Source organism: Variovorax sp. 10N420 (assembly GCF_056394705.1).
In genome coordinates, this window is sequence record NZ_JBFTIJ010000007.1 from 17,747 (window position 1) to 44,355 (window position 26,609).

General features: G+C 62.6%; 32 protein-coding genes. 20 read left to right on the top strand and 12 right to left on the bottom strand.

The genetic code is table 11. From position 1 onward, the window contains the following. Position 1: 1 nt before the first annotated feature. Positions 2 to 901 (bottom strand): amino acid ABC transporter substrate-binding protein, encoded by a 900-nt coding sequence (locus AC1DEK_RS18725; protein WP_478126781.1) that lies wholly within the window; start codon positions 899 to 901, stop codon positions 2 to 4. 9 nt (positions 902 to 910) lie between these two features. Continuing rightward, on the bottom strand, positions 911 to 1,342 hold the full coding sequence (locus AC1DEK_RS18730; RefSeq protein ID WP_478126782.1) for a VOC family protein: 432 nt from the start codon (positions 1,340 to 1,342) through the stop codon (positions 911 to 913). Between the two features lie 107 nt (positions 1,343 to 1,449). On the opposite strand from AC1DEK_RS18730, the gene AC1DEK_RS18735 reads away from it, so the two are divergent. Continuing rightward, the gene (locus AC1DEK_RS18735) at positions 1,450 to 2,031 is read left to right on the top strand and encodes a flavin reductase family protein (protein WP_478126783.1); all 582 of its coding nucleotides are present in this window, start codon (positions 1,450 to 1,452) and stop codon (positions 2,029 to 2,031) included. Between the two features lie 502 nt (positions 2,032 to 2,533). Here the strand turns inward: AC1DEK_RS18735 and AC1DEK_RS18740 are convergent. After that, a complete protein-coding gene (locus AC1DEK_RS18740; RefSeq protein ID WP_478126784.1) occupies positions 2,534 to 3,634 on the bottom strand; it encodes a hypothetical protein in 1,101 nt (366 codons plus the stop codon). A gap of 566 nt (positions 3,635 to 4,200) precedes the next feature. Between AC1DEK_RS18740 and AC1DEK_RS18745 the strand changes: the two genes are divergently transcribed. Together AC1DEK_RS18745 and AC1DEK_RS18750 are read left to right on the top strand one after the other, a co-directional pair. Beyond that, the gene (locus tag AC1DEK_RS18745; protein ID WP_478126785.1) at positions 4,201 to 4,374 is read left to right on the top strand and encodes a hypothetical protein; all 174 of its coding nucleotides are present in this window, start codon (positions 4,201 to 4,203) and stop codon (positions 4,372 to 4,374) included. Positions 4,375 to 4,602: 228 nt separating this feature from the next. Further along, positions 4,603 to 4,833 (top strand): hypothetical protein, encoded by a 231-nt coding sequence (locus tag AC1DEK_RS18750; protein WP_478126786.1) that lies wholly within the window; start codon positions 4,603 to 4,605, stop codon positions 4,831 to 4,833. Here the strand turns inward: AC1DEK_RS18750 and AC1DEK_RS18755 are convergent. Next, complete coding sequence (locus AC1DEK_RS18755) at positions 4,808 to 5,218, bottom strand: hypothetical protein (protein ID WP_478126787.1); 411 nt, start codon at positions 5,216 to 5,218, stop codon at positions 4,808 to 4,810. The two genes, AC1DEK_RS18750 and AC1DEK_RS18755, sit on opposite strands and share 26 nt — an antisense overlap. A gap of 74 nt (positions 5,219 to 5,292) precedes the next feature. Here AC1DEK_RS18755 and AC1DEK_RS18760 point away from each other — a divergent pair, with 74 nt between their 5' ends. Beyond that, positions 5,293 to 5,574, top strand: coding sequence for an HU family DNA-binding protein (locus AC1DEK_RS18760; protein ID WP_478126788.1), 282 nt, complete (start codon positions 5,293 to 5,295; stop codon positions 5,572 to 5,574). A 922-nt stretch (positions 5,575 to 6,496) separates the two neighbouring features. Here the strand turns inward: AC1DEK_RS18760 and AC1DEK_RS18765 are convergent. Beyond that, positions 6,497 to 7,924, bottom strand: coding sequence for a virulence factor family protein (locus tag AC1DEK_RS18765; RefSeq protein ID WP_478126789.1), 1,428 nt, complete (start codon positions 7,922 to 7,924; stop codon positions 6,497 to 6,499). Next, on the bottom strand, positions 7,921 to 10,521 hold the full coding sequence (mprF, locus tag AC1DEK_RS18770; RefSeq protein WP_478126790.1) for a bifunctional lysylphosphatidylglycerol flippase/synthetase MprF: 2,601 nt from the start codon (positions 10,519 to 10,521) through the stop codon (positions 7,921 to 7,923). The genes AC1DEK_RS18765 and mprF overlap by 4 nt, the downstream gene beginning before the upstream one ends. 153 nt (positions 10,522 to 10,674) lie before the next feature. Between mprF and AC1DEK_RS18775 the strand changes: the two genes are divergently transcribed. The 4 genes from AC1DEK_RS18775 (at position 10,675) to AC1DEK_RS18790 (ending at position 13,586) form a co-directional block, all read left to right on the top strand. Then, positions 10,675 to 10,914 carry a hypothetical protein gene (locus tag AC1DEK_RS18775; protein ID WP_478126791.1) on the top strand — a complete coding sequence of 80 codons (240 nt, stop codon included), beginning with the start codon at positions 10,675 to 10,677 and terminating at the stop codon, positions 10,912 to 10,914. An 836-nt stretch (positions 10,915 to 11,750) separates the two neighbouring features. Next, on the top strand, positions 11,751 to 12,287 hold the full coding sequence (locus tag AC1DEK_RS18780; protein WP_478126792.1) for a cytochrome b: 537 nt from the start codon (positions 11,751 to 11,753) through the stop codon (positions 12,285 to 12,287). Between the two features lie 4 nt (positions 12,288 to 12,291). Then, positions 12,292 to 12,978 (top strand): VIT1/CCC1 transporter family protein, encoded by a 687-nt coding sequence (locus AC1DEK_RS18785; protein ID WP_478126793.1) that lies wholly within the window; start codon positions 12,292 to 12,294, stop codon positions 12,976 to 12,978. A 242-nt stretch (positions 12,979 to 13,220) separates the two neighbouring features. After that, a complete protein-coding gene (locus AC1DEK_RS18790) occupies positions 13,221 to 13,586 on the top strand; it encodes a universal stress protein (protein ID WP_478126794.1) in 366 nt (121 codons plus the stop codon). Here the strand turns inward: AC1DEK_RS18790 and AC1DEK_RS18795 are convergent. From AC1DEK_RS18795 to AC1DEK_RS18810, 4 genes are all read right to left on the bottom strand, one after another. Then, positions 13,551 to 15,068, bottom strand: coding sequence for a bifunctional aminoglycoside phosphotransferase/ATP-binding protein (locus tag AC1DEK_RS18795; RefSeq protein WP_478126795.1), 1,518 nt, complete (start codon positions 15,066 to 15,068; stop codon positions 13,551 to 13,553). The genes AC1DEK_RS18790 and AC1DEK_RS18795 overlap by 36 nt on opposite strands. A gap of 171 nt (positions 15,069 to 15,239) precedes the next feature. After that, entirely contained in the window at positions 15,240 to 15,518 is a 279-nt protein-coding gene (locus AC1DEK_RS18800) for a hypothetical protein (protein WP_478126796.1), read from the bottom strand. A gap of 64 nt (positions 15,519 to 15,582) precedes the next feature. Continuing rightward, positions 15,583 to 15,909, bottom strand: a complete 327-nt coding sequence (locus tag AC1DEK_RS18805; protein ID WP_478126797.1) for a cytochrome C — start codon at positions 15,907 to 15,909, stop codon at positions 15,583 to 15,585. Between the two features lie 304 nt (positions 15,910 to 16,213). Beyond that, on the bottom strand, positions 16,214 to 16,498 hold the full coding sequence (locus AC1DEK_RS18810) for a hypothetical protein (protein WP_478126798.1): 285 nt from the start codon (positions 16,496 to 16,498) through the stop codon (positions 16,214 to 16,216). 599 nt (positions 16,499 to 17,097) lie between these two features. On the opposite strand from AC1DEK_RS18810, the gene AC1DEK_RS18815 reads away from it, so the two are divergent. The 4 genes from AC1DEK_RS18815 to AC1DEK_RS18830 all read left to right on the top strand — a co-directional run bounded on the left by AC1DEK_RS18815 (position 17,098) and on the right by AC1DEK_RS18830 (position 18,470). Next, a complete protein-coding gene (locus AC1DEK_RS18815) occupies positions 17,098 to 17,274 on the top strand; it encodes a hypothetical protein (protein ID WP_478126799.1) in 177 nt (58 codons plus the stop codon). A gap of 170 nt (positions 17,275 to 17,444) precedes the next feature. Beyond that, positions 17,445 to 17,867 (top strand): Hsp20/alpha crystallin family protein, encoded by a 423-nt coding sequence (locus tag AC1DEK_RS18820; protein WP_478126800.1) that lies wholly within the window; start codon positions 17,445 to 17,447, stop codon positions 17,865 to 17,867. A gap of 12 nt (positions 17,868 to 17,879) precedes the next feature. After that, positions 17,880 to 18,035, top strand: coding sequence for a hypothetical protein (locus AC1DEK_RS18825; RefSeq protein ID WP_478126801.1), 156 nt, complete (start codon positions 17,880 to 17,882; stop codon positions 18,033 to 18,035). Between the two features lie 27 nt (positions 18,036 to 18,062). Continuing rightward, the gene (locus AC1DEK_RS18830; protein WP_478126802.1) at positions 18,063 to 18,470 is read left to right on the top strand and encodes a CBS domain-containing protein; all 408 of its coding nucleotides are present in this window, start codon (positions 18,063 to 18,065) and stop codon (positions 18,468 to 18,470) included. 40 nt (positions 18,471 to 18,510) lie between these two features. Here the strand turns inward: AC1DEK_RS18830 and AC1DEK_RS18835 are convergent, their stop codons facing one another. Both AC1DEK_RS18835 and AC1DEK_RS18840 read right to left on the bottom strand, forming a co-directional pair. Further along, complete coding sequence (locus AC1DEK_RS18835; protein ID WP_478126803.1) at positions 18,511 to 18,990, bottom strand: universal stress protein; 480 nt, start codon at positions 18,988 to 18,990, stop codon at positions 18,511 to 18,513. A gap of 5 nt (positions 18,991 to 18,995) precedes the next feature. Next, entirely contained in the window at positions 18,996 to 19,226 is a 231-nt protein-coding gene (locus AC1DEK_RS18840; protein WP_478126804.1) for a hypothetical protein, read from the bottom strand. 140 nt (positions 19,227 to 19,366) lie between these two features. Here AC1DEK_RS18840 and AC1DEK_RS18845 point away from each other — a divergent pair, with 140 nt between their 5' ends. The 8 genes from AC1DEK_RS18845 (at position 19,367) to AC1DEK_RS18880 (ending at position 26,577) form a co-directional block, all read left to right on the top strand. Then, positions 19,367 to 19,888 carry a universal stress protein gene (locus AC1DEK_RS18845; protein WP_478126805.1) on the top strand — a complete coding sequence of 174 codons (522 nt, stop codon included), beginning with the start codon at positions 19,367 to 19,369 and terminating at the stop codon, positions 19,886 to 19,888. 146 nt (positions 19,889 to 20,034) lie between these two features. Continuing rightward, positions 20,035 to 20,244 carry a hypothetical protein gene (locus tag AC1DEK_RS18850; protein WP_478126806.1) on the top strand — a complete coding sequence of 70 codons (210 nt, stop codon included), beginning with the start codon at positions 20,035 to 20,037 and terminating at the stop codon, positions 20,242 to 20,244. Continuing rightward, positions 20,211 to 21,137 carry a L,D-transpeptidase gene (locus tag AC1DEK_RS18855; RefSeq protein WP_478126807.1) on the top strand — a complete coding sequence of 309 codons (927 nt, stop codon included), beginning with the start codon at positions 20,211 to 20,213 and terminating at the stop codon, positions 21,135 to 21,137. Before AC1DEK_RS18850 ends, AC1DEK_RS18855 begins: the two co-directional genes overlap by 34 nt. 78 nt (positions 21,138 to 21,215) lie before the next feature. Beyond that, complete coding sequence (locus AC1DEK_RS18860) at positions 21,216 to 21,869, top strand: BON domain-containing protein (protein ID WP_478126808.1); 654 nt, start codon at positions 21,216 to 21,218, stop codon at positions 21,867 to 21,869. Then, positions 21,847 to 22,413, top strand: coding sequence for a flavodoxin family protein (locus AC1DEK_RS18865; protein ID WP_478126809.1), 567 nt, complete (start codon positions 21,847 to 21,849; stop codon positions 22,411 to 22,413). The genes AC1DEK_RS18860 and AC1DEK_RS18865 overlap by 23 nt, the downstream gene beginning before the upstream one ends. A 25-nt stretch (positions 22,414 to 22,438) precedes the next feature. Next, complete coding sequence (locus AC1DEK_RS18870; protein WP_478126810.1) at positions 22,439 to 22,831, top strand: DUF302 domain-containing protein; 393 nt, start codon at positions 22,439 to 22,441, stop codon at positions 22,829 to 22,831. A 78-nt stretch (positions 22,832 to 22,909) separates the two neighbouring features. Further along, on the top strand, positions 22,910 to 23,740 hold the full coding sequence (locus tag AC1DEK_RS18875; RefSeq protein WP_478126811.1) for a universal stress protein: 831 nt from the start codon (positions 22,910 to 22,912) through the stop codon (positions 23,738 to 23,740). A 161-nt stretch (positions 23,741 to 23,901) separates the two neighbouring features. Then, a complete protein-coding gene (locus tag AC1DEK_RS18880; protein ID WP_478126812.1) occupies positions 23,902 to 26,577 on the top strand; it encodes a bifunctional acetate--CoA ligase family protein/GNAT family N-acetyltransferase in 2,676 nt (891 codons plus the stop codon). Positions 26,578 to 26,609: the final 32 nt, after the last annotated feature.

A 26,609-nucleotide genomic window follows, 5' to 3' on the forward strand; every position in this document is an offset into this window, starting at 1 on the left:
CTCAGCGCGCCTCGTACCCTTCAAGGGGTTTGTCGGTGGGGTTCGCCCACGCGGCTTTGGTCATCTCGGTGGCGGGCAAGCCCACGATCACGTTCTGCGGCGGGATCGGCTTCAAGAACCACTTGTCGTAGATGCGCGCGGCGTCGCCGCTCTTCGCCAGCGACACGATGCTCTGGTCGACCACCTTCTTGAGCGCAGCATCGCCCTTGGGCAGCATGATGGCGATCGGTTCGGTGCTCAACACCTGGTCCAGCAATTTGTACTGCGCTGGGTCCCTGCTCTTCGAGATCAGCGTTGCGAGGATCTGTCCGTCGGCCACGAAGGCGTCGGCACGGCCGGTTTCCAGCAACAGAAAGCCTTCGCTGTTGTCTTTGGCGGTCAGCTCCGTCGCATCGCTCTTGAGCTTTCGCAGCAACTGCACGGAAGTGCTCCCCGTCGTCGCTACCACCGTCTTGCCGGCAAGCTGGGCCGTCGAGCGGATGCCGGAGGTCGATTTGACTGCCAGGCGCACGCCTTCCACGTAGAGCGTGGGCGCGAAGGCCACGTCCTTTTGACGCGCCGCGTTGTTGGTGGTGGTCCCGCATTCAATGTCGACCGTGCCGTTCTGCACGAGCGGGATGCGGTTCTGCGGCGTGACCAATTGGTACTTCACCTCCAGCTTGTCGAGCTGGATCGCCTTCTTGATGTCTGCGATGACGTGCTCGCAGATGTCGACATGGAAGCCGGTGTACTTGCCGGGGCCGAGCGCGAAAGACATCGCGCCGGAAGCGTCGCGCACGCCCATCGTGATCACGCCCGATTCCTTGATCTTCTTCAGGGTGTCTGTATGCGCCGTAGCGGCACTCGCGCAGGTCAACAAGGCAGCGGCGACGCCTGCCAGGACCGGAAGTTGCTTTTGCATGATCTCGCCTTACTTTGCAAACAACGAGCCGAGATCGGCGAACGATTTCATCTCGATGGCGTTGCCCGACGGATCGAGGAAGAACATCGTGGCCTGTTCGCCGGCTTCACCCTTGAAGCGGATGTACGGCTCGATAACGAATTCCGTCTTGTTCGCGATCAGCCGGTCGGCCATGGCTTGCCACTTGTCCATCGGCAGGATGGCGCCGAAATGCTTGACCGGCACGTCTTGGCCATCGACGGCGCTGCTCTGCTTGTGGCCGCACTCATCGGGCGCCAGATGCGCAACGATCTGATGACCGTAGAAGTCGAAGTCGACCCACTCCGGCGCACTGCGGCCTTCAGGGCACCCCAGCAAATCGCCGTAGAACGTGCGGGCTTCTGCAATATCGCGAACCGGAAACGCGAGATGAAACGGAATGCGTTGGGATGTGTCGGTCATGGGGTCCTCGTGGTGCTGTGGTTCAGAATGACGCGACTTTAAAAAGCGGATCGCATAACCGAAAGCGATATAAATTCTCGCTAAGCAACACGTTTTGAAATGAATCAATGAACACGAGCAACTATCTTCCAGTGATCCTCGAGCACGCCAGCCGCATGATCAACCACGGTCCCACGGTCTTGATCACGACTTACGACGGTACGCGCCGCAATGTGATGGCGGCCGCGTGGTCGATGCCCGTGGAGTTCACACCGCCGCGCGTCGCAGTGGTCATTGACAAGAAGACCTACACCCGTGAATTGATCGCAGCCAGCGGCACGTTTGCGATCTGTTTACCGGGATCGACACTCATCGACCTGACGCATGCTGTTGGCAGCACCAGCGGACGAACCGTGGACAAGTTCAGTCATTTCGGTATCGCGACCGAGCTCAGCGCGTCGATGAATTTGCCAGTGTTGTCATCTGGCTGTTCCGCGTGGCTCGAATGCCGATTGATTCCGGAAAGGCACAGCGAAGATGCGTATGACACGTGCTTCGCAGAGGTTGTCGGAGCGGCCGCCGATCCGCGAATTTTCAGGGACGGTCACTGGCTGTTCGAGAGCGCCAACGCCGATCTGCAGACCATCCACCACCTTGGTGGTGGCAACTTCGTCTGCGCAGGGAACGTCATTCGCGCAGCGGGCCTGTAGGTCACCATGGAGTTACAGCAGTCTGAGAAAGCTGTGCATCGAGTTGAACCTCGGAAGTTCGTCGCACTGCCCGCCGGTCCTACTCCCGCTGCAATGCCCTCCAGATGCGGACTTGAAGAACCTTGCCTGCTACAAGTCGCGCCATCGCTTGAACCCGCAAAAGACTTATCAGCGTGCTGACGCTGCGGACATTGCGCGTCAGATCAAGCACGAGGGCTTCGCCGTATTTCTCCGGTCGTGCGAAAGTCGGGTTCGCCGATTTGAGGCGATCAGCACCAGCGGCCGACGGCAGTCACCTGGGGACATTGACGTCATCATTGGCTGTCGCTCATGAGCGTGCGGTCGCCGGCAGGCGCGTCAGAAGCCAGAAGGACGTGCCGGCGTACCTGATCGCTCGTGATGCGGTTCGCCGCCACAGACCGCTCCCCTCCCCCTCGGCCCTGCGTCAGGACCGAGCTGACCTCTGGGCTCGGCGATCTTCTGAAATGCGGGTCGCAGGACTTCAAGGTGCCGGCACCGCGACGCGATTTGCCGGCACGATCTGCGCCTGATAGGAAAACACCTCCCGGCTGCGCGAATCGACTGTCACCTTCAACCAGTTCACATCGTTGTTGCCGTTCGCCTGGTTGTCGCCGAAAGTCTCCACACGCGTGAAGTTCTCCAGACGATGTCCCTGTGCGTCAAGCAGCGGCTTGTCGATGCGGTGATAGTGCGAGTCGCCATGCACGTAAGCCACGGGACGACGGAATGCGACGACCTCATCGCGCAGCGCCATCAGGTAGTCTTGGAAACCGTCGGGTTGCCCGTCTGTTTGTGCCAGCGTCAGCGCATTGCGCAGCGGCGCGCGGGTGCCATCGGTCGCATCCCACCCCGGATTGGCCTGAGAAATGATCATCACGGCGGCCGACTGAAGCGCCGCCGCATAGCGGAACGACTCGCGCAGCCAGGCGATGTTCGCCTGATTGCGGGCCGTCCACTCGGCAGCGTCCGGCGCGGTATCGCAGAGGTTGTTGCACGAGCCCTGAACGTTGAGCGTGACGTACATGACGTCGCCTAGCGTCCAGCGGCGGTTTTCGACACATGGCACCGGGCCATTGACTCCGAGGCACAGGGGCGAAGTCTGCACCTCCTGGTGCATCCGCCGCTGCCCCAGCGAGTACGGGGTGCCGAAGAAAACCTTCCGCTCGTGGTCAAGACGCTCGCGCGAGGAGAAGCCACCATTTGCGGGACGATCGCAGTCCGTCCAGTCGTTGTCACCCGGGGTCAGCATCGCCGGCGCGCGCAACGCATTGAAGAAACCGAGCGCCTGGAGGTAGAGCGCATCGGTGCAGGTGGTGGGCGTCACTGATCCTGGCGTGCCGTTGCCGGCCTTGAGATCCCCGTCGTGGACACTGAAGGCAAGGTCCTGACGGTTCATGTCGGCGATCAAATTGGGCACACCGCTGAGTGCCTGGGCGTCGGAATATGGGAGGTCTCCCCACAATCCGATGGCGTACGGCTCAGAGCGGTCGTGCCGCTCGTCCCGCTGATCTGCGCTGGCGGCTCCCCCACCAGTCGCCAGCAGCACGCTCAGTGCGAGCGACAGAAGACGGCTCTTGTTCATGGGACTCCTTGAGAAAGGTCTTCGAAAGACGTGCAACGCAAAAGCAATCCCAGCAGTCTAGAAAGCAGTTTTGACGATTCGATGACCGAAGGGCGTGCTAAGCCGCGGAGCGCCAAGACGGCGCCCTCTGACCTTTATGAATGACCTCGATGGCGCGACCAGCCCCAATGCTGATGAATATTTGAGTCGTGGCTCGTCCGTCAGTACCTAGTCCCATCACCATGGCGGCGCCCGACGTGAATTCTTCCGCTTTTGCTGAAGCTGCTGAGGGGTCGGCAGCCAACTCGCCATCGCTCACGACCACTCCAGTCATCGCGGAATCTCCGAGGGCTGCAAGAGCGCCTCGCAAAACGACCTTGGCCAACAAGACCGTGACGGTCAAGCCCTGCTCGAAAGGGCACGACCGGGAAGAAGGCTAAGCCAGTCAAGGCCAAGGACGCGCTCGCTGTGCCGGCTCCGAAAACACTAGCATCGGCGGCACGCTCTGCAGACGAGCGCGCGCCGGACACCACCAAGAAGATGAAGCTTTTGCGAGACAGCTTCACGATCCGCATCAGGACTACGCGTTGATTGCATCTCTCAAGATGCGCGCCCTCGAATACAAGCGACCGGCGAAGAAGAGCGAGCTGCTACATGCCGGCCTGCATGCGTTGGCAAAGCTCACCCCACGCGAACTGGGCGGTGCACTGGACGCCCTCGCGCCTCTCAAGGCAGGTCGCCCAAAGAAGAACGCTGGCTGAGGTTGCCGCTGCCGGCGCGGCCTGGGTGGCCAAGAGTCGCGTTCAGGCGACCGGCGGTGGAGTCGTTGCGGCGGTCGGCGCTCCCCGGAAACTTTGACCGATTTCTACTGGACGAACGGTGGCGCCAAACGTTTCCCGATGGCCACCGCGTCAAGCGTGGGGGTGTTCTTAATGCAGGCCACAGAGTAGCGCGAAAATTGCTGCTCTGCAGCAAAAACGGACTGCGCCATGAAACGAAAGTCACCGGCAGAACGCATCCCTGTGACGGACCAGGTCGGCAAGCGACACGTCGTTGTGCGATACGTGGAGGTGGAGACCGACCTCGCCGCAGGAGAGCACCAGCCGACAATAGAGGCTTTTGAGTACCGCCTCGAGGCCGGCCGCAGTGTCACGCGCACGGGAGTCGGAACTTTTCAGACGGTCGACGGAGTGCTCATGCTGAAAGTCCTCGAGCCGTAGGCATTTCTTGCGCTTGAGCGCTGCCCTGACCCGGCGTGGACAAACCGAGGCTCGTCAGGATGGAATTCACCACGCCCTTGTTGCCGAGGATCAGCATCCATGCATAGGCTCGCGTGACGCCGCCCGAGAGAAACGTGGCGACCAGCCCGAACAGGATGGTGTTGCGCACGAGCGGCGACGGCGAACGCGCGAGCACGTACGCCAGGGGGAAGCCGAGCAGGATCGCCAATGCCGTGACCTTCACCGCGATCATGAAGGTCTGGAAGGCCACGTGCCGCGCATAGTCGGAGCCGAGAGCCTTGACGCAGTTGTCCAGCGTCATCGGCCCGCCGAAACTCGCGCCGCCCGGGTCCTGCTTCAGGAAGCTCATGCCGATAAAGGACACGAGGCTGATGGCGAAGCGCTAGCCTCTGATGTGCTCGACCGGATAATCCTCCAACTTTTAGAAGGAACCTCAGTTTGAACAAGACAGAACTTATCGCCGCCATCGCTGCGGACACGGAACTCAGCAAGGCCGATGCCGGTCGTGTACTTGATTCAGCACTTGAAAATTTGACGCAGGCATTGGCGCGCGGCGAAACAGTGCAACTCATCGGGTTCGGCAATTTCGCCGTGGCGAGCCGCGCCGAGCGCGCCGGCCGCAATCCTTCGACCGGCGAGACGATGACGATCAAGGCGAGCAAGGCCCCAAAGTTCACGGCAGGCAAAGCCCTGAAGGATGCTGTCAACGCAGCCAAATGACCCTTCGGCATAACCTGCCGCTGCCACTCGAGCCTTTGACAAGCGTCGCCGAAGGGAGGACAAAAGCACTGGGCCTCTCTTGCGCCATGACTGGGCATCGTAGCCCTCGCGCGAAAACTTGCGATTGCGCTGTGGCTTATTTGCAGCACGGAGAGATACCGACCGAGGCCTTGCTAAAGCCGGCCACAGCCTGAGCCGGGCTTGGTGACAATGCATTCATGATCAAGGTCGACGCGCCCGCGAAGCAGGCGGGTCACGCCATAGGTGGTCGTCCAAGTGGGGCGCGCCGGTGACTGGGTTTGTCAGTGCGCTTCGCGCGCATGCAGCATGAGGTGAAGGATGTTCACATCCTCACGGATAGAAGGTCGTCCGAGCACTGACCCGAACACTTGCGATACCCCGACCTCGCGACTGAGATGCATCTCGAATGCCATGCCATCGCCATTCGTTCCGCGACATCTTGGTGCCGTCATGAACTATCGCCGTTGATCCGAAAGATTTGACAAAGAAGTCCCCATGGAAGGCCTACGTGCGATCGCATTTTCGATGCGTGCGCAATCGACAAGCGGCCCAACGTAGCGCGCCGTGTCTTTTGACCGGCAAGTCAGCGCAACCTGGCTCCGCGGTGCCATCGGAGGCCTCATGCGGTCGAATGTCACAGCATCTAAGCCCGCCCCTTCCCAACAACCGGTGTGGCGCGTACTTCTGCTCCGCAGCGGTTGCGGTCCTTGCGCCGATGCGCGCGTACTACCGTAGTCGGCCCGGAAGCGGCTGGCTGCGGATTGTTCACCAGCACCCGATCAGTGCGCACGCGCTTCAATGTGATCGCGGCCTGCGAATCGCCTCCCCTGCCCCGCTTTTTGCCGTCCGTCCAGGCCGGGGCGTTCAACTTCCGGTCGATAACTGCCGAAGGCCACCATGATCAACGTCGGATTGCGGCCAATATCGTCGCTGCAAGCGCCTCGTAGTCGCCGCCGAAGTGATGGCCTCCGGGCATCGCGATGGTGTGCGCGCCGGCACTCTCCAGCAGCGGGCACAGGGAGTCCTTTCGTTCTTCGGTTCCATAAATGCACAACGTGGCATTCGCCGGCATGTTTCGCGCTTCGGGAGCGATCGGGCGATCGCCGCTCTTGCCGATCCAATTGCTCAGATGAAACTCGAACGAAGCCTTCTCCCCAGGCCCGAGAAGCGCAGTGAGGCGTACCTGGGCGCGTGTGGGCGCCGGCAGGCGGTTGAGGGCGAAGGGCAGGACGTCGGCCCCTTGGGAATAGCCGATCAAGACGACTTCACTTCGCCTCCAACGCGCCGCGTAGTAGCGAATCACCCGGTCGATGTCGACGGCGATGCCTTCTGGCGTGCGCGCGGACCAGAAGTAGCGCAATGAATCGATACCGACGACGGGTACGCCGCTCTCTGCGAGCGACGCTGCGACACCCTTGTCGATGCCCGCCCAGCCGCCGTCGCCCGAAATCATCACCGCGAAGCGAGTGCCTTCCCTGCCGGCCGGTACTTCGGTGATCGGCAAGTCCGCAAGTTCGGCGGGCGGCCCTTCGGGGGCCGCGCGGCTCTTGGCGAGTTGCTCGAATGCAGCCTGGAACCCAGCAGGCAGCTCCTGGGTGCTCGACCCGCCGCTTGCCGTAGGGGCGACCCACGTGGCTCCAGGCACCTTGCGCGTGAACGCCTCGGCCTCTGCGGCACAGGACGGCGGCACTTCGCCTTGCAACACGCTCCAGGGCGCCGTCAGACGCGGGCCGGCCTCGAAGTCGACACCGCCGGCGATGCGATGCCATCGCAGCGATCCTTCAGCGCACAACGGCATCGGCAGTGCCAGCTGGGGACAGAAATCGAGCGACACGGCGCCCGCGAAGGTATCGGCCGGCGCCTGCGCGAGCAACCCATAGACGAATGCACCGCCCTTTCCTGTGCCTACCAGCAGCGGCTCGAGGTACACGGGCAACTTCTCGGAGGCCTGCACGTAGCGCGCGAAATTCTCGATACCGCCCGGTCCGTGGACGCACTCGCGGCTCACCGCCGCGATGCCGTCATAGAAGGCGCCAAGAGGCACGACGAGCACCATCGCACCCTTGCCGACCATCCACCGCACGAGCTTCTGATCCTTCGCGTTCGGCGCGGAAGTGCCGGAGAAGAGAAGCACGAACTGCCGAACCTGTCCCGACGGACGAAAAACCGGGATGTCCACGAATACGCCATGCGAGATGGTGTGAGCGGGCTTGAGCATGGCCGTTGAGTCTCGCGTCTGCGCGCCGGCGAACTGCAGCCAACCCGCGAAGATGAGCGCCGCAAGGCCAAGCGCCCTCAGGCCACGCACGCGCGCAATCCAACCGTTCATTTCGTGATCACTCCCTTGGCGCCGCCGCCGATCAAAGCCGCCAAGTCGATCAGCACGAGCAGAGGCGACACACCGCCCGGGGCGGCCAGGTAGCGCGCCTCCCAGACGGGTTCGAACTTATCCTTGAAACTGTACAGACCCCGGAAGTTGTAGAAGCGCTCGCCATAGTCGAAGAGAACGCGCCCGAGCCGCTGCCACCTGGGTGCATTCTGGCGCGTCGCCATGCCGGCCATGGGCGACATCCCCAGGCCGAACTGCCGGAACCCTTCGGCCTGCAGGTGGAGCAGGATCTTTGCAAACATGAAGTCCATGGTGCCTGGCGGCGAATCGGGCAGATGACGCATGAGGTCCACGCAGGCCTCCTGCGCCGCGTCCGTGATGAACAGCGTCGCAAACGCAATGATGCGCCCCTCATGTCGCACCACCGCGATGGGACAGGGCGGCAGGCGATCGGGCTCGAAGCGCCCGACCGAGAAGCCCTTTTCGCGGGTGTTCTGCTTCTCCAGCCATGCGTCGGACACCTTCTGCAGCTCGGGTATGACGCTTTTCGCCTCTTCGGGCGAGAGCACCTCGAAGGACAAGCCTTCACGCTGGCCTCGATTCATCCCCGAGCGCAGGTTGGCCCTTCGAGCGCCCTTGAGGCTGAAGCCGGGCAAGTCGATGTGCGCGTACTCGCCCAGCTTGAAGACCTGCAGACCACAATCCAGGTACAGGGGCAAGCTCGCTGGCTCGACCTGATAGAAGGCCGGCCGACCACCATGGGCAGTTGCAAGTTCGACAAACGTCCAGATCAGGTCGGGCCACTCGCCCGTTTGCCCGAAGGGGCCGAAGAGCGCTATCCACGATCGGCCGCGCTTGCCGTACATGAGGAAGCTCTTGGCCGTCGGCGAGAACAGCAGGTGCTTGTCTCCCATCAGCGCCATCCAGCCTTGCGGCGCCGAACCGGCTCGGACGATGGCGGCCGCACAATCGATCTCGTCATCCGACGGCGAAGCCACCTCCCCTGCAGGAGGGCGCAACAGTTGCCACAGTCCGAATGTGAGTGCAATCAACGCCGCCCCTAGCAGCGCGCGCAGCGAACGCGGCGCTTGCGCATCGAGTTCGAACTGCCACCACAGCCCGCGCGTGTAGCTCACCTCCTGATAAGCGAACAGAAGGATCCAGACGCACGCTGCCAGGACCGCAGCCAGTGCGAGAAGCCATCCCGGCTCCAGGCGTTGGGAGAACAGCGACGAGGGACGATCGAACTCGCGTCGGGAGACCCACAGCAAAATCGCGAGCACCGACATCAGAGCGGCCTCGTTCAACGCGATGCCCTTGGGCAGTGCAAGAACGCCGGAAACGACGGCCAGCACCAGCGCAACCCACCACGCGCCGTCAAGCCGATGGAACAGCCCCCGAGCCACCAGGAGAAAGCCAAGGCCGGCAACACTGCCTAGAAAGTGCGATGCCTCTATCAGAGGCAACGGGACCTTCAAGGCTTCGAGCAAATCCCGCGCGTCCTCGGTCAGCGGCGTCACACCCGACACCAGCAGCCAGACGCCCGCGACCAACGCCAAGGCAGTCAGCAGGCGAGGGCTCAGGCGCATCGCTGCACGACCCACCGGGGCCGCGACGCCGGAGCGCAACTCGTAGGTCAGCACGATCGCTGTCGCCACGACCAGCGGGATCACGTAGTAGATGCCGCGATTGAGGAGCAACGCGCCGAGCATGGCTTCGGTCGAAACGTGCGGGCCACTCACCAACAGCATGACCGCCTCGAAAACTCCCACGCCGCCCGGCACATGGCTCACGATCGCTGCCGCAATGGCGATCGCATAGAAGCTGACGAAGGTGGGCAGCGGAATGCGATCCGCCGGCAACAAGAACCACAGTGCCGACGCCGAGGCAGTCAGTTCCAGGGCTGATATCGCCAACTGGCGCACCGCAAGTCCGATCGGCGGGAGCCGCAGTGTCCATCGCGCTCCGAGCTTGAGCGCTCGCCGTCCAACGCAAAGCGAGAGAAAAGTGCCCAGACCGAGCAGCGTCAGTCCTGCGGCCGATCGCAAGAAGGAAGATGGCAGGCGCAGCAATGGCGCGACGTCGGGTGCGCCCCAGAGGATGGCAACCGCTCCGAACGCGGAGATGCCCAGGCCAAAGGCCAAGGCGTTGAACGCGATCACCTGCGCAATCTGCTGTGGCGTCAGCCCGGCGGCTGTGTATATCCGCGTGCGGACGGCACCGCCCGTCAAGGGACCGAAACCGATGGTGTTCGAAAGCGCGTAAGCGACAAAGGAAGTCAGCAAGACTGTCGATGGCTTGATGCGGGCGCCTGCGTAGGAGAGAGACGAGAAGTCGTACCCCGTCAGGATCAGATAGCTCGCAGCGGTCGCCGCCAATGCAAGACCGATGCGAAGGTCCGGCGTTGCAGTGATTGCCTGCATTACGCTGGCGTAACGCACCTCGCTCAACAATCCGTGAAGTGCCTTGCCGATCAGGACGCACAGGAGCGCGGCCAGCACCACCATCAGCCATGGCTTGAGCCGTGGCCAGCCATTGGCGAATCTGTAACTCAGCAGCGAGAGACCTCTGGGGATGGCAGCTTCGGATTCGATCACGACAAGATGCTGGTTTCCAGAATGCCTCGCATTATGAGTCACCTGCGCACTCGGACTTGATGAATCCGGAACCTTCATCGGCTCTTGTCGATCACCTCAAGAGGGCGCTCCACCAAAGATCTGTGCCCCTCTAGAGGCATGAAAGGACTGCACATGACCCAGACCACTGAAGAAATGGCTGACATCGATCCCGATCGCGTCTTCAAGGATCTTGCGATGCAGCACGGGCTGCTTTCCTCCAACAGCGATTCGGTCGGAGACGAGCTCTGGTCTTACACGATGGCCGTGGTGGCACTGTGTGCCAGGATCGCCGACGCACACGACGAAGTTGATGAAGCCGGACCCGCGGGTGAATCGATTCGAGCGGCGCTCCTGGACTACCGGGTTCGATAGCGGCGCTGATACATTCCCGCATCGAGCTGGCTTACTTGCCACGCCACGTGCGGGACAGCTCGAGGCACTGACCGAGGCAGTCAGGCTTGCGAGCCACATTGGCAATTGAATACCGGCGCATTGCATGGACGCGACCCGCAACCAGCGACGACCGGCTTCCAAAGCGGCCATGCATCTCGGCAGGTGAAAGACGCTGGCTTCGCTGCGGCGCGAACCTGACGTCCCAGTGGCCCAGCATCGGCGTTCGGAGGAGGTCTACATCTGGCATATTGGACTGAACTGGCAACGGACCGACTGTAGCCTTGGACCAGGCGCCCTTAAAGCCAGATCAGCAGGAAGACTGAGCGGTCGTGACGAACGGCCGGTTGCGGCCGACTGTAGCCCGTCGCGGCACGGATTGAACCTTCGTCCGCCCTCGAAGACCTTTGCGCACAGAGACACTTAGGCTCGTCAGCCACCACTATTGCCCCGGCTAGTCGACGCCATAATTTTGAAACGTGAACACGGTCGAGGAATCGTGGTGGCTATATGCGATGTGCCGCAACACATAGTGCTTGCCTGCGGAAACTCCGGCCCAAGCGGCCAGTGGAAAGACTCCAGCGCCACGTTCGACTGCCCGACCTCGAAAGGATGCTTGCACCAAGTTGAATTTGCGCAGGCCATATGTGTTGCGGTGCGAAGACTGAACAGCCATGTCAAACGTCAGGTTCTAGCCCGGTGCCGCCTTGGCATACCGGCATAGACTTGTCGTGGAAAGCCCACGGCACCCCGGGCCAAGCCACCTGCTCCACCCGCACTCGTGAGCGCGTGCGCGTTAGGATTGATTGATGCACGACATGAAAGCTACCTTCCCGCACTACGACCGGCGAACGATCCTTCTACATTGGTTGACTGTGGCGTTGGTGGTGTCACTGTGGGTCCTGGGGCAGACCATCGATTGGTTTCCAAAGGGCAATCCGCGGATCTTCGCCCGCAGCACGCACATCTCACTGGGCGTTGCACTCGCAATCGTACTGGTCGCTCGCGTTCACTGGCGCTTCGGTTCGCGAGCGGTTCGCCTGCCACCTGCTGGGCTTGGTTGGCCCGACAAGCTCGCGACGATCCTGCACTGGCTGCTGTATGCCATGCTGATCGTGACCGTGGCTCTTGGCATCGCCAATGCGTGGGTGCGCGGGGACACGATCTACAACCTGTTCAGGATCCAGCCCTTCGACGCGAACAACAAGAGCCTTAGGGAGACGGTTGAAGATTTGCATGGGCTTGCAGCCAACACGCTGCTGATCATTGCCTTCTTCCATGCCATCGCAGCGCTGCTGCATCATTTCGTCTTGAAGGATGGCGTACTTCGACGCATGCTGCCGAACCGGCCCTGACAACATGAAAGAATTCCACAGGATCAAGCACGTCGGCTGGTTACGCGCAGCCGTACTGGGGGCAAACGACGGCATCGTCTCAACAGCAAGCTTGGTGATCGGTGTCGCGGCCGCGCATGCTGCGCACGGCAGCATTCTTGTGGCCGCAATCGCGGGGCTTGTGTCGGGCTCCATGTCGATGGCGACCGGCGAGTACGTGTCTGTCTCTTCCCAATCCGACACTGAATCGGCCGCACTGAAGGAGGAGCGCGCCGAACTCGCCCGCGATGCCAGCGGGGAGCACCGCGAACTTGCCGCGATCTACGTACGCCGAGGTCTCGACCTGGCGCTGGCGCGCCAAGTCGCCGACAAGTTGATGCGCCATGACGCGCTCGACGCTCATGCACGCGATGAACTCGGCATCTCGGCGATCACAACCGCGCGACCGCTGCAGGCAGCCTTTGCGTCTGCCCTCAGTTTTGCCATCGGTGCCGCACTTCCGCTCGTTGTCGTCGCTCTCTACTCAGGTCCGAACCTCGCAGCGGCCGTGGCGGTCGCGGCCTTGCTCGCGCTCGCGGGCCTCGGTGCATTGGCAGCCAGGACCGGCGGCGCGAAGCTTCTTCCGGGCGTCGTGCGTGTGACCTTCTGGAGTGCACTCGCGATGGCCGTGACCTATGCCGTGGGCACTTTCTTCGGGACGGTCGTTGCGTGATCCTGGCCCGGGGCTGCGATGCGCGGCTTGAGATTCAGCGTTGCGCACCCGACCCGGTCGATGCAGGCACGGCGCTGACCGTCCTGAGACTTCGATACTCATTCGATGGCAATTCGCCATGGACGTAGGCTGCACGTCATTTCACGGGCGAGGTGACTACCGTGGCCTGGCTTGCGCCATATCAATGGGCGACGCTGGGACGATCCGATACTGGTCGCATCTCCACTGCCAAAGAACGCGCCATGTATCAGCGAATTCTTGTTCCGGTTGACGGAAGTCCCACGTCACGCCGCGGTTTGGACGAGGCCATCCATCTCGCCCAACTCACTAAAGGCCGCCTGTGCCTGTGCTTCTGGTGCGCGCGACGGGGTCTGAGTCGAAGGACGACAACGGATCATCCGCGCCTTCGCAAGCAGACGCGCCGGAGATTGAAACTGGAACAAACTGAATGGCGGGCCGGGGCAACGACGCCACGGTCGCCAAGTCCAATCGGCTCGGTCAGGAAATGCACCGGCGCCAGTTCGAGTCGCCCCGCATCAGTTGCGGATCTCGACCGCGAACTCCCTTGGCGGTCATTCCACCAAGGCGCGCCAGCGAGTCAAGAGTGAAGGGATGTCCGGCGGTTCGTCGGTGGGGACATCAAGTGTCGCGGAACGCTCCATGTCGTCCAGCGGCTCCTGGGTGATCAATTGCTGCTCCAACACGGCAAGAGTCGCCTCGGAGGCGTCGTCGCCACGACGCAGTCGTGCCGCTACCCTTTGACGCAATTGGACTGCGGATGCGTGGCAGTGAAGGATTGTGAAAGGCACTTGCAGCTCGGCCGCCAAGGCACGGAACACCAGTCGTTCCTCTCGCCGCAGAAACGCCGCGTCGACCACGACCGGATAGCCAGCCTGCAGCGCCGCGCGGGCACAGGCTGACAGCCGCTGAAAGGTGCGCCGGGTGCCTTCGGGGGTGAAGATGCCAATCTCCTCATTTGCAGAGTGCTGCATTGGCGCCAAACCGAAGATCCTCTTGCGCTCGACGTCGGAGCGGATGCGGATCGCACCCGCAGCGGCCGATAGCTCCGCCGCAATCGTGGACTTGCCTGATCCAGACACTCCCTGAGTGATCATCAGGCCGAGCGTGGCGCCTGTGTCCTGCGCTCCAAGAGCTTCGGCGCAAGCGAGATAGTCGGGTTCCAGCTGCTCCGATCTCTCGCCGAGTGCTCGCCCACGTATGCAGGCCACCATCTCTCGCACCAACGCCCTGTACAGTTCGTAGCTCCGAAGCACCCCTGTACCGGCATAGTCTCCACTGTGCTGCAGGTATGCATCGAGGAAGCGAAAAGCAAGATCGATCCGGCCGTGCGCCTTGAGATCCATCGTGAAGAAGGCCACATCGCTCATGACGTCAATCCAGCGCAGTGCCGGATCGAACTCGATGCAGTCGAACGCGATCAAGTCATCGTCGATCAGGACCACGTTGGCCAAATGGAGGTCGCCATGGCATTCGCGCACGGCGCCCTCGCGCTGGCGCTCAAGCCATGCGGTTCGTAGCCACACGCCGTGCCGCGAAATAAAGTCCTGCAACCCGATCAGTCGCCCAGGACCATATCGGGCTCGCACAATTGCCAACGCTTCGTTCATCGTGCGCAAAACCTGCTGCGGCGCCCCAAAATCAGAGAACAGCGGGGCGACCTCCGCTTGTTGGTGGAATTCAGCCAGACGTTGCCCAAAGCGCACCAGATGATCGGTTCTGAGCCGCCCTGCCAAGAGCAAGTTGCGCACAAGCGCATCCTCGGGAAAGCGGCGCATGCAAACGGCAAAGTCGATGGCGCTGTCGCCGCCTCCCAGATACGGGGCCTCGCGTGTGCCGCATACCGGCACCACGCCGAGGTAGATCGAGGGCGCAAGGCGTCCATTGAGCCGCACCTCTTCCTCGCAGCAGTGCTTGCGCTCCGCCAGCGTACTGAAGTCAACAAAGGAAAGATGAACCGGCTTCTTAAGCTTGTACGCCAAGCGATCGGTCAGCAAGACCCAGGAGATGTGCGTTTCGATCAGCGCCACCTCGTGGCCGGACTTCTTGCGCAGGTGCTCGCGCAGCGCCACGACAAGAGTCGGGTCGACCGCCGGCGCAAAGGTGCTTTGCAGTTTCATCCGTGCGACCTCCGCAAAAGCCTACTTTCTGTCCTTGCGGCGCTTCTTCTCCTTCGCCGCGGCTTGCGCCTTCCCACATTTAAGCCGTGAAGCCGTCTGGACTGCGTGGCAGCCGAGGCGGCGTCAAGAGGACGGCTGTATGCAGCGATCCGCCGTTCGATCGCAGGCGCCGGTGATCGCCGAGGCCTGTTTTGCTTGTCGAATGTCTTCCCGGATGCGGCGCACCAGATAGCTCCCTGCGCTGAGGTGCCCCAGTGCGACCAAGTACGAGATCGCGGCAAAGACCGGGTCTTGATTGATGCCCGATCTCGGGTCCAGCAGGGCGACGGACCACGCCAGGAGAATGAAGATCCACGCGAGCAAGGCCAAACACGCGTGGACGTAGATCCACAAAGTCTTCACAGCAGTTCCTTCCGCATAGCAAGTGGCCGCCTTTTTTCACGTCGCTCAGTTCCTGACTCGGTGACTACTGGCGTTCAGTGCGCGCCGGCGTCATCACCACGGGCGCAACAGAGGGCGACTTGAATCCGTAGAAGCGTTCGTTCAGGTGCTGTGTCACGGCGAGGACATCCTCGTCACTCCAGTTGAGTGAGCCCGCGGCTTGCCAGCGAACGACCTGCGCTTGCAGGCTCGCCCAGTCCGTCGCCAGTCTGCGTTCGCGCCAATGCACCTGTGTCGTGTGACATGCAACGCAGTGGGTCGTGTACAGAAGTTCCCCGCGCGACTGAGCAATGGCCGAGGCGCTGACCAGTGCTGCCAACAGAATGCATGTTTTCAAAAGCTGAGTTGCCATTGGGCGCTCCTCGTGCGCATCGTCGCACCGCAGATGCTTGCCAACGACGAAGCGCCAGCATGTCGCATCGACCCCGGCTGCATCTTGATGCAGCGCAATGATGCGTGAAGTTCACAGCTACCGCGAAGGTTCGATGTCTTTCCTTGCGCGCGATCAAATTTCGGCCGCGCCCGCCTCTCCAACGTTCGCTGTATGAGTCGTCCAGTTCGTCCTCCGTGCGCAGGCTGCTGCTCCTCGCCGTGATGACCTTCTACTGGCCCTTCCAGCCCGATTGAGGCACAGATGAACTGGCGGACCTTTCAATTCACCCGTCGAAAGCCAAGGAGGAGGCAACCGCAAAATCGGCGGTCTCCAGCAACACGGGCTTTCGAGGATCGCGCCGATAGTGGCGCAAGGCCGCCGCCTCGATCTGGTCAAAGTGATCGCGACAAGCAGTGACGAGACTCTGGCCGCCACCTTGAGCACCGAACACGTCGCGCAACGCCTCCTCGGCGATCTGCGCGACGATTCGGAGTCCGGCGCTCCCCGTCGGATAGATCGCGAACAAAACGCTCGCTCGATCAAAGCAATAGATCGCATCGCTGGTCATGGCAACTCTCCTGATTCGTAGTCACGCGGTCGCACGGGCAAATCGAAGCCTGCTCCGAAATGGGCGACCGAGTCTTGCGTCAGATCAAGGAGCCGTTGCGGAATGCGCGCGATCCAATCTGACCCCGCGCACCCCGCGCCAGCCGCTGCTGAACATTCGCTCTCGGGAGACCCACATGAAAGACCAATGGATTGTCTTGGGCAATGCGTCGGTGGCCCGCATCCTGCGACGCGACGACGCCTGCTCGCCACCGGTGCCGGTGCAAACGCCGATAGACCTCGAGGGAAAACGGTCATGACATCGAAAAACCTTCTTACGACCGTGCTGATGGCCCTGAGCGCGGCCGCATGCGCGGCCGATGAGGCCGAGGAGGCCAAGGAGGCCGCAGAGCAGAGCAAAGCCAACGCGGGCAAGATCTCCCAGGCGATCGCCGAGGCCATCCGTCGGCGACCCGGTTCCAGGAAAAAGCGACGGCATTTGCCAGACAAGCGCTTGACTCCAGCAAGGAGGCTGCGATCAGGGCCGAGGAAGAAGGCAAGAAGGCATCCGCGGCCACCCGCGAAGCGCTCGCCAAGGCCGAAGTGGCGGTCCAGAGCGCGATGGCTCCCACCAAGGAAGAAGCCGAGAAGGCCGCGGCTGCCGCGCGCGAAGCGCTCCAGAGAGCCGAGGAAGCCACACAGCGGGCCGCGCAAGCCGCGAAGGATGCAGCGGCGAAGAGCATCGAAGCGGCCAGGGGAACGAAGCCGACCCCTGCCCCGCCGGCCGTCAAGTCCTAGAGCCCGCGCGCGCAACTGCGATGCGGGCGCGGCGCCCGAGTTCGAAGTGCCTGATTCTTGATCGAGCGCAAGTGGCCTGTGGACGCCCTTACATAGACTGAGATTGCCGATTGATGACTGTCTCAGCGACGTCCGGTCGACACCGTTCAACCCAACTTGGAGCATGTCAAATGAATGCATTGACTCGGTTCGATCGCCTCGACAATCCATTTCCGGAAATGTTCCGCCGACTCGCGCGACCAATGCAACTCATCGACGAAAGCGCACTGCCTGGTGACATTCGCCTCGACATCAGCGAGAACGACAAGGAATATCTCGTGAGCGCAGAGGTCCCCGGTGCCCGGAAGGACGACATTCGTGTGGCCATCGAAGGCAACTACGTCTCGATCTCCGCGGACGTCAAGAAGGCGCAGGAAGAACGGCACGGCCGGTCGCTCGTTCGCGAGACCTACCATGGCAGCGTTTCGCGCGGTTTCACGCTCGCCAGCGAGGTCGACGACAAAGCCTCTGTGGCGAAGCTCGAAGACGGTGTGCTACGTCTCACTTTGCCCAAGCGCGAAGGCTCCGCCAGCCGAACGCTGAAGATTCAGTAGAGCCCAGTGCAAATGAGCACCAAGCATTCCACGACGCTCAGGGCGATCGCTTTCGTCATGGCTACGCTCGGCGCGACGGGCCTGCTGATTGCCGCGGGCCTGACAGAAGAGCCGCAGCCGCAGCCGGCGAAAGATTGTCTCGTCTGCCCGGCGACCAGCGCGCGTTGACGCCTACCAATCATAAAAAGAGAAGCCATGAGCCAGCTCATTTCTTCACTGATGAAAGCAAGCGTCTCCAGCGCGAGCTTGGACGACACCGTTGCGCAAGTTGAGGCATTGCTCATCGGCAAGCGTCTGGGCTGGGTTCCGGTCCTTGATCCCTCGCGAGGCGTGGCCGTGGGGGTCATCAGTGCCTTGGACATCGTCAGCTTTCACGCGCACAAGCGCGATGCCCACACCACACGGGCATGGCAAATGTGCTCGTACAAGCCGATCGTGGTGGACGTCGAAACTCCGCTCGCCCTGGTTGCCTCGCTGATGGTCGAACAAGGCGTCCACCACGTGGTCGTGACCGATCGCAAAGGACTCGCGGGCGTTGTTTCTTCGCTCGATTTCGTTCGAACATTCGTCCCGCAAAACCGCCGCGCCGATGGTCGGCCGTAGATGCCACCCGAAGGGAAGGCCGTGTGTCACTGATGCGGTTTCACGCACACGTTGAAGACAACTCGGCCGCGTTCGCCATGGAAGGCTGAATCTCGTCGCTGCGAACGAGCAACACCGGGATGGAGCACCGCGCCATGACCTTGGTCGTCACGGACCCGAGCAGGAGGTTCTTCAGGGCGCCTTCACCATGCGAGCCCATGATCAGAAGATCGAACCTTCCCGCCTGGGCATAGGCGGCGATTTGGCTCGCCGGATCTCCGATCCTGTGGACAAATTCTGCCTTGACGCCCTGATGTGTCAGCAGGGCACGCACGGGCTCAAGCACCGCGTGCGCGCACTCCTCGTAATAGCTGTCGACGAGTGCCTTCCCCAGGGCAGCGGCCGCTCTCGCGGTGACGGCGGGGACCGCGTGCAACACAGTGAAGGTGTTGGCGCTTCCGAAGGAATCCATGTGTTCGCCAAGGAAGGACAGCATGTGCCTGGTGTAGGCGCTGCCGTCGACGGGCAGAAGAATCTTCATGGCCGCTAACCGTCCAACGGAACGCCGCCCCCGAAGCGGCAAGCCCACTGATCCCAGAGCTCTTGGTTTACAGCGATCAGGGTCTTCTGCCAGGCAGCGAAGATCTGGTACTGGTTGCGCTGTGCCTGAACGCAGACCTCGACTGCCGCCCTTTGCCAGTCCAGAGCGGAGATCGCGTAGCGGTCGCGAACCGGCGACAGCTCCGCGAGTGAAGCGGTGTGCGTCATATCGTTCATGGATGCCTTTCAAGTGACAAGTGACAGCGATTGAAAGATTCATGTTAGATGCAGCACTCTGCGCTGAATTTGCGCCACATCAAAATCTCCTCGCGCTGCGCCTTCAATACTGAGTGACCTATCTACCTCCGGAGCACGCCATGTACCAACGCATTCTGGTTCCCGTCGACGGCAGTTTGACCTCGCAGCGCGGATTGAATGAGGCCATCGAACTCGCGAAGATCACCAAAGGCTGTCTGCGGATGCTGCATGTCATCGACGACCTTTCGTTCTCCCTGGCCTTGGATGCTTACTCCGGCCATCCAGGCGAATGGATGAAGCAGTTGCGTGAAGGCGGACGCCGCATCCTCGATGCGGCGAAGGCAACCGCTGAAGCGGCGGGCGTAGAAGCCGATACCGTGTTATGCGATCGTGTCACCGGACCGGTCTACGAGCAGGTCACGACCGAGGCGAACAACTGGCACGCGGACCTGATTGTTCTGGGCACCCACGGTCGTCGTGGTATCGATCGATTCGTGATGGGCAGCGGTGCAGAAAACATCCTCCGTCATGCGCGCATTCCCGTGCTGCTGGTGCGCGCATCGGAGGCCGCAACCAAGGCTCAGTCCGAATCGGGCAGCGTCAAGGTGCATCTGCCCTCGGCCGCGCTCTCGCTCGAATAGCGCCGCACAGAGTCCAAGCTCGACGGAGCGTTTCGACACCGCCGGTTGACACAGTGTTTCTCGTTGATGCGCCACGTTCGCGGTGGCGTTGCGAAGCAGGTCTAGATTGGCGTCATGGAACTCACCCTCGTATTCAGGAGACCATGATGACCGCCACGCACGCTTCGCACGCCTACGAACTTCGCTTCCACGCGCTCTTCGCGGACCACCGCTCCTTTTCCTTCCCGTGCGACGCGACAGGGCGCGTCGATATGGATTTGCTGAGCGAACGCGCCCTCAACAACTATCTTTACGCCCGGGCGATGATGGGCATGGAAGTGTCATGGCCAGATGTTCGCCCGAGCACAACGCACTGAATTCGGCCGCGGGCAAGCGCCAGGGCCGGCGCGGCGACAAAGCCGCCCCTGCCTGCCGATTTCCGGGGCATTGCCGCTTGGCCATTTCGCTGCTTGCGCTTGTCGTTGCCCTTGCAGGGGGCAACTGCATGGGCGCGCAGCCCGGCCCGGCCGATCTGCGAACTTTCTACAACGCAATGGTCGACCGCCGGCTGGAAGTCCCGCCCGACGAGAGCCAGCGATACGGCCTGCTGGCAGTCGCCGAGCTTGAAAGCACCGGCACGGAAGCGCGATTGGCTCAGTACGTGGCAGTGGTCGACCGCAATCCGAACGTCCAAGCCATCTTCATCTATTGGTTGCCAGCCGCAGCACCTCCCGAGCTGATCGGCGCTTCGCCGGTTTCAACCGGACGCGGCGGCGAGTTCGATCACTTCCAGACGCCCTTGGGCGTCTACGAGCACACGCCGTCCAACCCCGATTTTCGGGCCGAAGGCACACGCAACGACAACGGTATTCGCGGCTACGGCCTGGCCGGCATGCGTGTGTTCGACTTCGGGTGGCAGCAAGCCGAGCGCCTGTGGGGGCGTGGCGGCGCCAGCACGATGCGACTGCAGATGCATGCCACCGATCCTGACTACCTCGAGCCCCGTCTCGGAAGCGTGCAATCCAAAGGCTGCATCAGGATCCCGGCGAGCCTGAATCGCCTGCTCGATCAGTTTGGCGTGCTGGACGCGGACTATCTCCGGGCTCGTAGCGAAGGTTCGTCAATGTGGGTGCTGCCGGCCACGCAGACCCCGGTCGACACCGGTGGTCGCTACCTCGTCATCGTCGATACGCAGCGAACACAGCGTCCCTTCTGGGTGCCCAAGCCGGGCCATTCCGAGCGGAGCAATTCCGCCCTGCCTGCGCCTTGATCCAGCGCAAGACCATCCCGGGAGCGAGCACCTAAAGTGGTGACGAAGCCCCAGCTGGCTTCCCGAAAGGAAATACCCATGAGATCGGATGCACAACTGCGAAGCGACGTCCAGGCGGAGCTGGACTGGGACCCGGAAATCAAGTCCTCCAGCATAGGGGTGATCGCCAATGACGGGGTCGTCACGCTGGCGGGTCATGTCGGCAGCCATGCAGAGAAGTACGCTGCAGAGCGCGCGGCGCAGCGCGTAAAGGGCGTCAAGGCGCTCGCCGTCGAGATCACGGTCAAGCTACCAGCGTCCGATGAACGCACCGACGCCGACATCGCACTCGCCGCAGAGCGCGGCCTTGAATGGTGCGCACTCGTGCCAGCGGGCAAGATCAAGCCCTTGGTCGAAGGCGGCTGGATTACGCTCAACGGCGAAGTAGATTGGGAATACCAGAGAAAGGCCGCCGAGAGTGCGGTGCGCAATTTGATGGGCGTCACAGGCGTCTCCAATCTGCTCAAGCTCACGCCAAAGGTTGTCCCGTCAGACGTCGAGAAGCGGCTGCACGAAGCCCTCGCGAGACAGGCCGATCGTGAAGCCGATCGGATCCAGATCACGGTGACCGGCTCGCAGGTCAACTTGACCGGCCGGGTGCATTCATGGGCCGATTTCAACGCCGCACAAGGCGCAGCCTGGTCCGCGCCGGGTGTCACGAGGGTCGTGAATGACCTCGTCGTTCGCGACTAAGCCAGGCGGAGGCCGCAATGAGCATGTCCTGGTAATCGTCTATTCCTACACGGGGACCTCACGTCGCGTGGCGCAACTGCTGTGCAGCCAGCAGCACTGGTACATGGCAGAGATCGTGGAACTCCGCCCCCGTAGGGGCGCCTTCGGGAGCTTGCGGTGCGTTCTCGACTCAGTGTTTCGGCGTACACCTGCCATCCGCTACGACGGGCCACCCCCGCAGGACTTCGATGTCGTGGTGCTGGTATCACCGGTCTGGGCGCAGCGACTTGCCGGACCCATGCGAAGCTTCATCGCCAAAAAATGCGCTCAACTGCCCGATGTGGCCGTGGTGTCCGTCATGGGCGGCACAGGTGCGCCCGACGTGATCTCCGAGGTCACGAGACGGATCGGCCGTGCGCCGATCCTCAGTACCTCGCTCGCGATGCACGAAGTGGATGACGGCAGTTTTGCCGCCCGGCTGCAGGCTTTCGGCACGGCAGTGGGCAGTGCCGAGGATTCACATTCGGTCGTACGCCCCGCGGTCCTGTCGCCGCTGGCCGTCTGAGGCATTCGGAAAGGGATCGAGCACCATGTATGGATTCAAAGTCGCCGTGAGCCGCATTCCCTTCGACGAAGTCGTCGCCATGGTCGTCAATGCGCTTAAGGGCGAGGGATTTGGCGTTCTCACTGACATCGACGTACAGCGCACGGTCAAGGAAAAGCTCGGCGTCGACATGGGAGCGTATCGCATCCTGGGTGCCTGCAATCCGCAACTGGCTCTTCGTGCATTGCAAGCCGAGCCCGACATTGGGCTTCTGCTGCCCTGCAACGTGATCGTTCGCGCAGAGCCGCCCGACCGCGTGGTCGTCGGCTTCGTGAATCCGCAGAGCCTGGTCGGTCTTTCGAGTGCGCCAGACGTCTCGGCGGTCGCTGACGAGGCCGAACAGCGCCTTCGTCGTGCGTGTGCACGCCTCAAGGTGTAGGGCTGCCATCAACCTGACGCTCGGGCGTCGCCCGCCAGGCACGCAGACTGACCCATCGGATTGGAGCTGGAGAAAGCCATGGAAACATCCATCAAGTCACTGCTTGTTCACATGGACGGCACGGCAGCCGCCGGAACCCGGCTGAATCTGGCGCGCCAATTGGCAACCACCTGCCACGCGCGGGTGAGTGCGCTGTTCGCTGTGGCGCCGCGATACCTTTCTGTGCTTCCCCTGATACCGGGCATGCCCTCGATGCCGTCCGGGGCGCCAATTGATCCGAACCATCGGCTTCTGGCGTTGAGCGCCTTCGAGCAAGCTTCCTCGGGCAATGCGCCGCCGTCCGAATGGATGGAGCTCACCGGCGAGCCCGTCGTCGAGACTTTTTCCCGCCGAGCCCTGAGCGCAGACCTGCTGTTTCTCGGGCAACGCGATCCCGACGATGTGTCCGGCTATGACGTACCGGCCGACTTCGTCGAATCAGTCCTGATCGACAGCGGCCGGCCTGCCTTCATCGTTCCGCACGCTGGCCCGGCGAGTATTGCGCCCAAGATCGTGCTTGTCGCGTGGAAGCCCACGCGTGAATGCGCGCGTGCCGTGACTGGCGCCCTTCCGTTCCTGCGAAGCGCGAGCAAGGTTTTTCTGATCGAGGAAGGCGACGACCCGACGCAGGCAGCGCCAGTCGAAGTCCGGGAGTATCTGCGCCTGCATGGCATTGTGAACGTGCATCAAAAGGCCAATCTTCCGGAGCACCGTGCCGGCGAGGCATTGCTCTCGGTCGCCGCGGAGTGCGACGCCGAGATGATCGTGATGGGTTGCTATGGCCACAGCCGCGCGCGCGAACTGGTCCTCGGCGGCGTCACCCGAACTGTGCTGGACTCCACCCGGCTCCCGGTGTTGATGGCCCACTGAGGCCTGGCCGCTCAGCCACCGTGGGCGCCAATGCGCGCTGGACGAACGTGGTCAATGCATCGTCAAGCGCTCCGAGCATGGCCTGAACAGGATCGCTTGACCTTCGTCAAACGAGCGACGTCACACGACTTGCATGATTGAGTCTCCCACGGGAGTCATTCATGACCATTCGCCATCTGGACCGCCTGCTCTCGCCGACCTCGGTCGCGGTCTTCGGCGCTTCCAGCCGCCCCGGCAGCGTCGGCGCGACCGTCTGGCGCAACTTGCGCGCGGGCAGTTTTGCCGGCGCGGTCTACGCCATCAATCCCAAGCACAGCTCGCTGGATGGTGTGCCCGTGTTCGCAACGGCGGCACAATTGCCAGCGGTGCCGGACCTGGCCCTTCTGTGCACGCCAGCCGACACGATCGCCCAACTGGTGGGCGAACTCGGAGCGCTCGGCACCCGCGCGGTCATCATCATGACGGCGGGACTCAGCGCGACACAGAAGCAATCGGCGCTCCACGCAGGGCGCCCCTATCTGATGCGTATCCTGGGGCCCAATTGCATCGGGCTGTTGAGTCCGCATATCGGACTCAACGCCAGCTTCGCCCACACCGATTCGCTGCCCGGCGAAATCGCTTTCGTGTCGCAATCCGGCGCATTGGTCACCGCAATGCTCGACTGGGCCAAGAGCCGCAAGATTGGGCTGTCTCACCTCGTCTCGCTCGGCGACCATTGCGATGTCGACTTCGGCGATTTGCTCGACCACCTGGCCAGCGATGCCCGCACCCGGTCGATCCTTCTCTACATTGAGTCGGTCCAGTCGCCGCGCAAATTCATGTCTGCCGCGCGTGCGGCAGCGCGCAACAAGCCCGTGATCGTGGTCAAGGCTGGGCGCGCTGGCCGCGGCGTTCAAGCTGCTGTCAGCCATACGGGCGCGCTGGCCGGCTCAGACGTGGTGTATGACGCCGCCATCCGCCGGGCAGGCATGTTGCGGGTGGACACGCTGCAGGATCTGTTGATCGCCGCCGAGACGCTGGCGCACTTTCGGGGCAACCGCAGCGAAACACTCACCATCATGACCAATGGCGGTGGCGCGGGCGTCATGGCAGCCGACGCGGCGGCACGCGCCGGCGTTGCGCTCGCCGAACCCGGCGAGGCGCTGATGGAACGGCTGAACGCCATGCTGCCGAGCCAGTGGTCGCATGCGAATCCGATCGACATCATTGGCGACGCACCCATCGAGCGCTACACCGCCACGCTCTCCACGCTGCTGGCCGACGAATCAACCGGCGCCGTGCTTTTCATGCACGCGCCGACCGCGATCGTGCGTAGCGACGACATTGCCCGCGCTTGCCTTCCATTGCTGCGCAAGAGCGTTCCGCGCGTCATGAGCGCCTGGCTCGGCGACGCTGCGGTCGCCCAGGCACGCCAGATCTTCGAAGAGGCCGGCGTGCCCGACTACCCAACACCGGAGGATGCGGTTCGCGCATTCGCGATGTTGCAGACCTATCGGCGCAACCAGGACATCCTGATGGAAGCGCCCTGCGCCAGCGAGCGGCCGGCGCCCGATGTTGCTGCGGCGCAATTGCAACTCGATGCGGCGCTGGCGCAAGGTCGCGAATGGCTGGGAGAGCAGGAAGCCAAGACCGTCCTCCATGCTTACGGCATCCCCGTCGTTCCGACGCTCAAAGTCCCAGCGTCGGCCGAGGCCCTCTTTTCCGGCGCGCGCGCGCTTGGCTATCCGCTGGTGGTCAAGATCGACTCGCGCGACATCACGCACAAATCCGACGTCGGAGGCGCCATGCTCGACCTGCGCGACCAGGCATCACTGGACCGCGCGATCAGCGACATGCTGCGTGCCGTCCGCGCCGCCCGACCCAAGGCGCGCATTGATGGCTTCACGCTGCAGCCCATGGTGCACCGCAAGCACGCGCAGGAGGTGATCGTGGGCGCTCGCATCGACCATGTCTTCGGTCCTGTCATCTTGTGCGGCCAGGGCGGAACTGCGGTGGAGGCCATGGCGGACAGTGCCATCGGCCTGCCTCCGCTCAACCGGAGCCTCGCGCGAGAGCTCGTATCGCGCACACGCGTGTCACGACTGCTGGCCGGCTACCGCGACCACCCACCCGCGCAGATGGATGCGCTCTACGACGTGCTGATCGCGGTGTCCCAGATGCTCGCGGATCTGCCGCAACTGGCCGAACTCGACATCAATCCGCTGTGGGTCGACGAGAACGGTGCGCTGGCGCTCGACGCACGCATACGCGTCACGGCCGCAGCTGGAGGCGGCGCCGACCGGTTCGCGATCCTTCCCTATCCCACGCAGTGGATTCGTACCCACGTCTGGAATGGTCGCACGATCACCGTACGACCCATCCGTCCCGAGGACGAGGCTCAGCACCGGCGCTTCCTGGAACAACTCGATCCGGAGGATGTCCGACTGCGCATCTTTCAGATGCGACGCGAGCTCCCGCGAAGCGAACTCGCGCGACTGACCCAGATCGACTATGACCGGGAAATGGCTTTCATTGCCGAGGCCGTCGATGCGCAGGGCGTTCTCGAGACGTTGGGCGTGGCACGCACGGTGAGCGACCCCGACCGCGTGGAAGCTGAGTTCGCGATCATCGTCCGCTCCGACCTCAAGGGACTGGGGTTGGGAAAGCTGATGTTCGAGCAACTGATTGACCATGCAAGAAGCCGCGGCATCGGCCGACTGGTCGGCCTGGTGCTACGTGAGAACACGCGGATGTTGAACCTGTCACGCGCCATGGGCTTCAAGGCAGATCCGATCGAGCCGGATTCATCCGGCGTGCGCCGGATGGTCAAGGTGCTGAACGACAGCAACGAAGCTTGATCCACCGCAACATTCACGATGTGGCACCGACG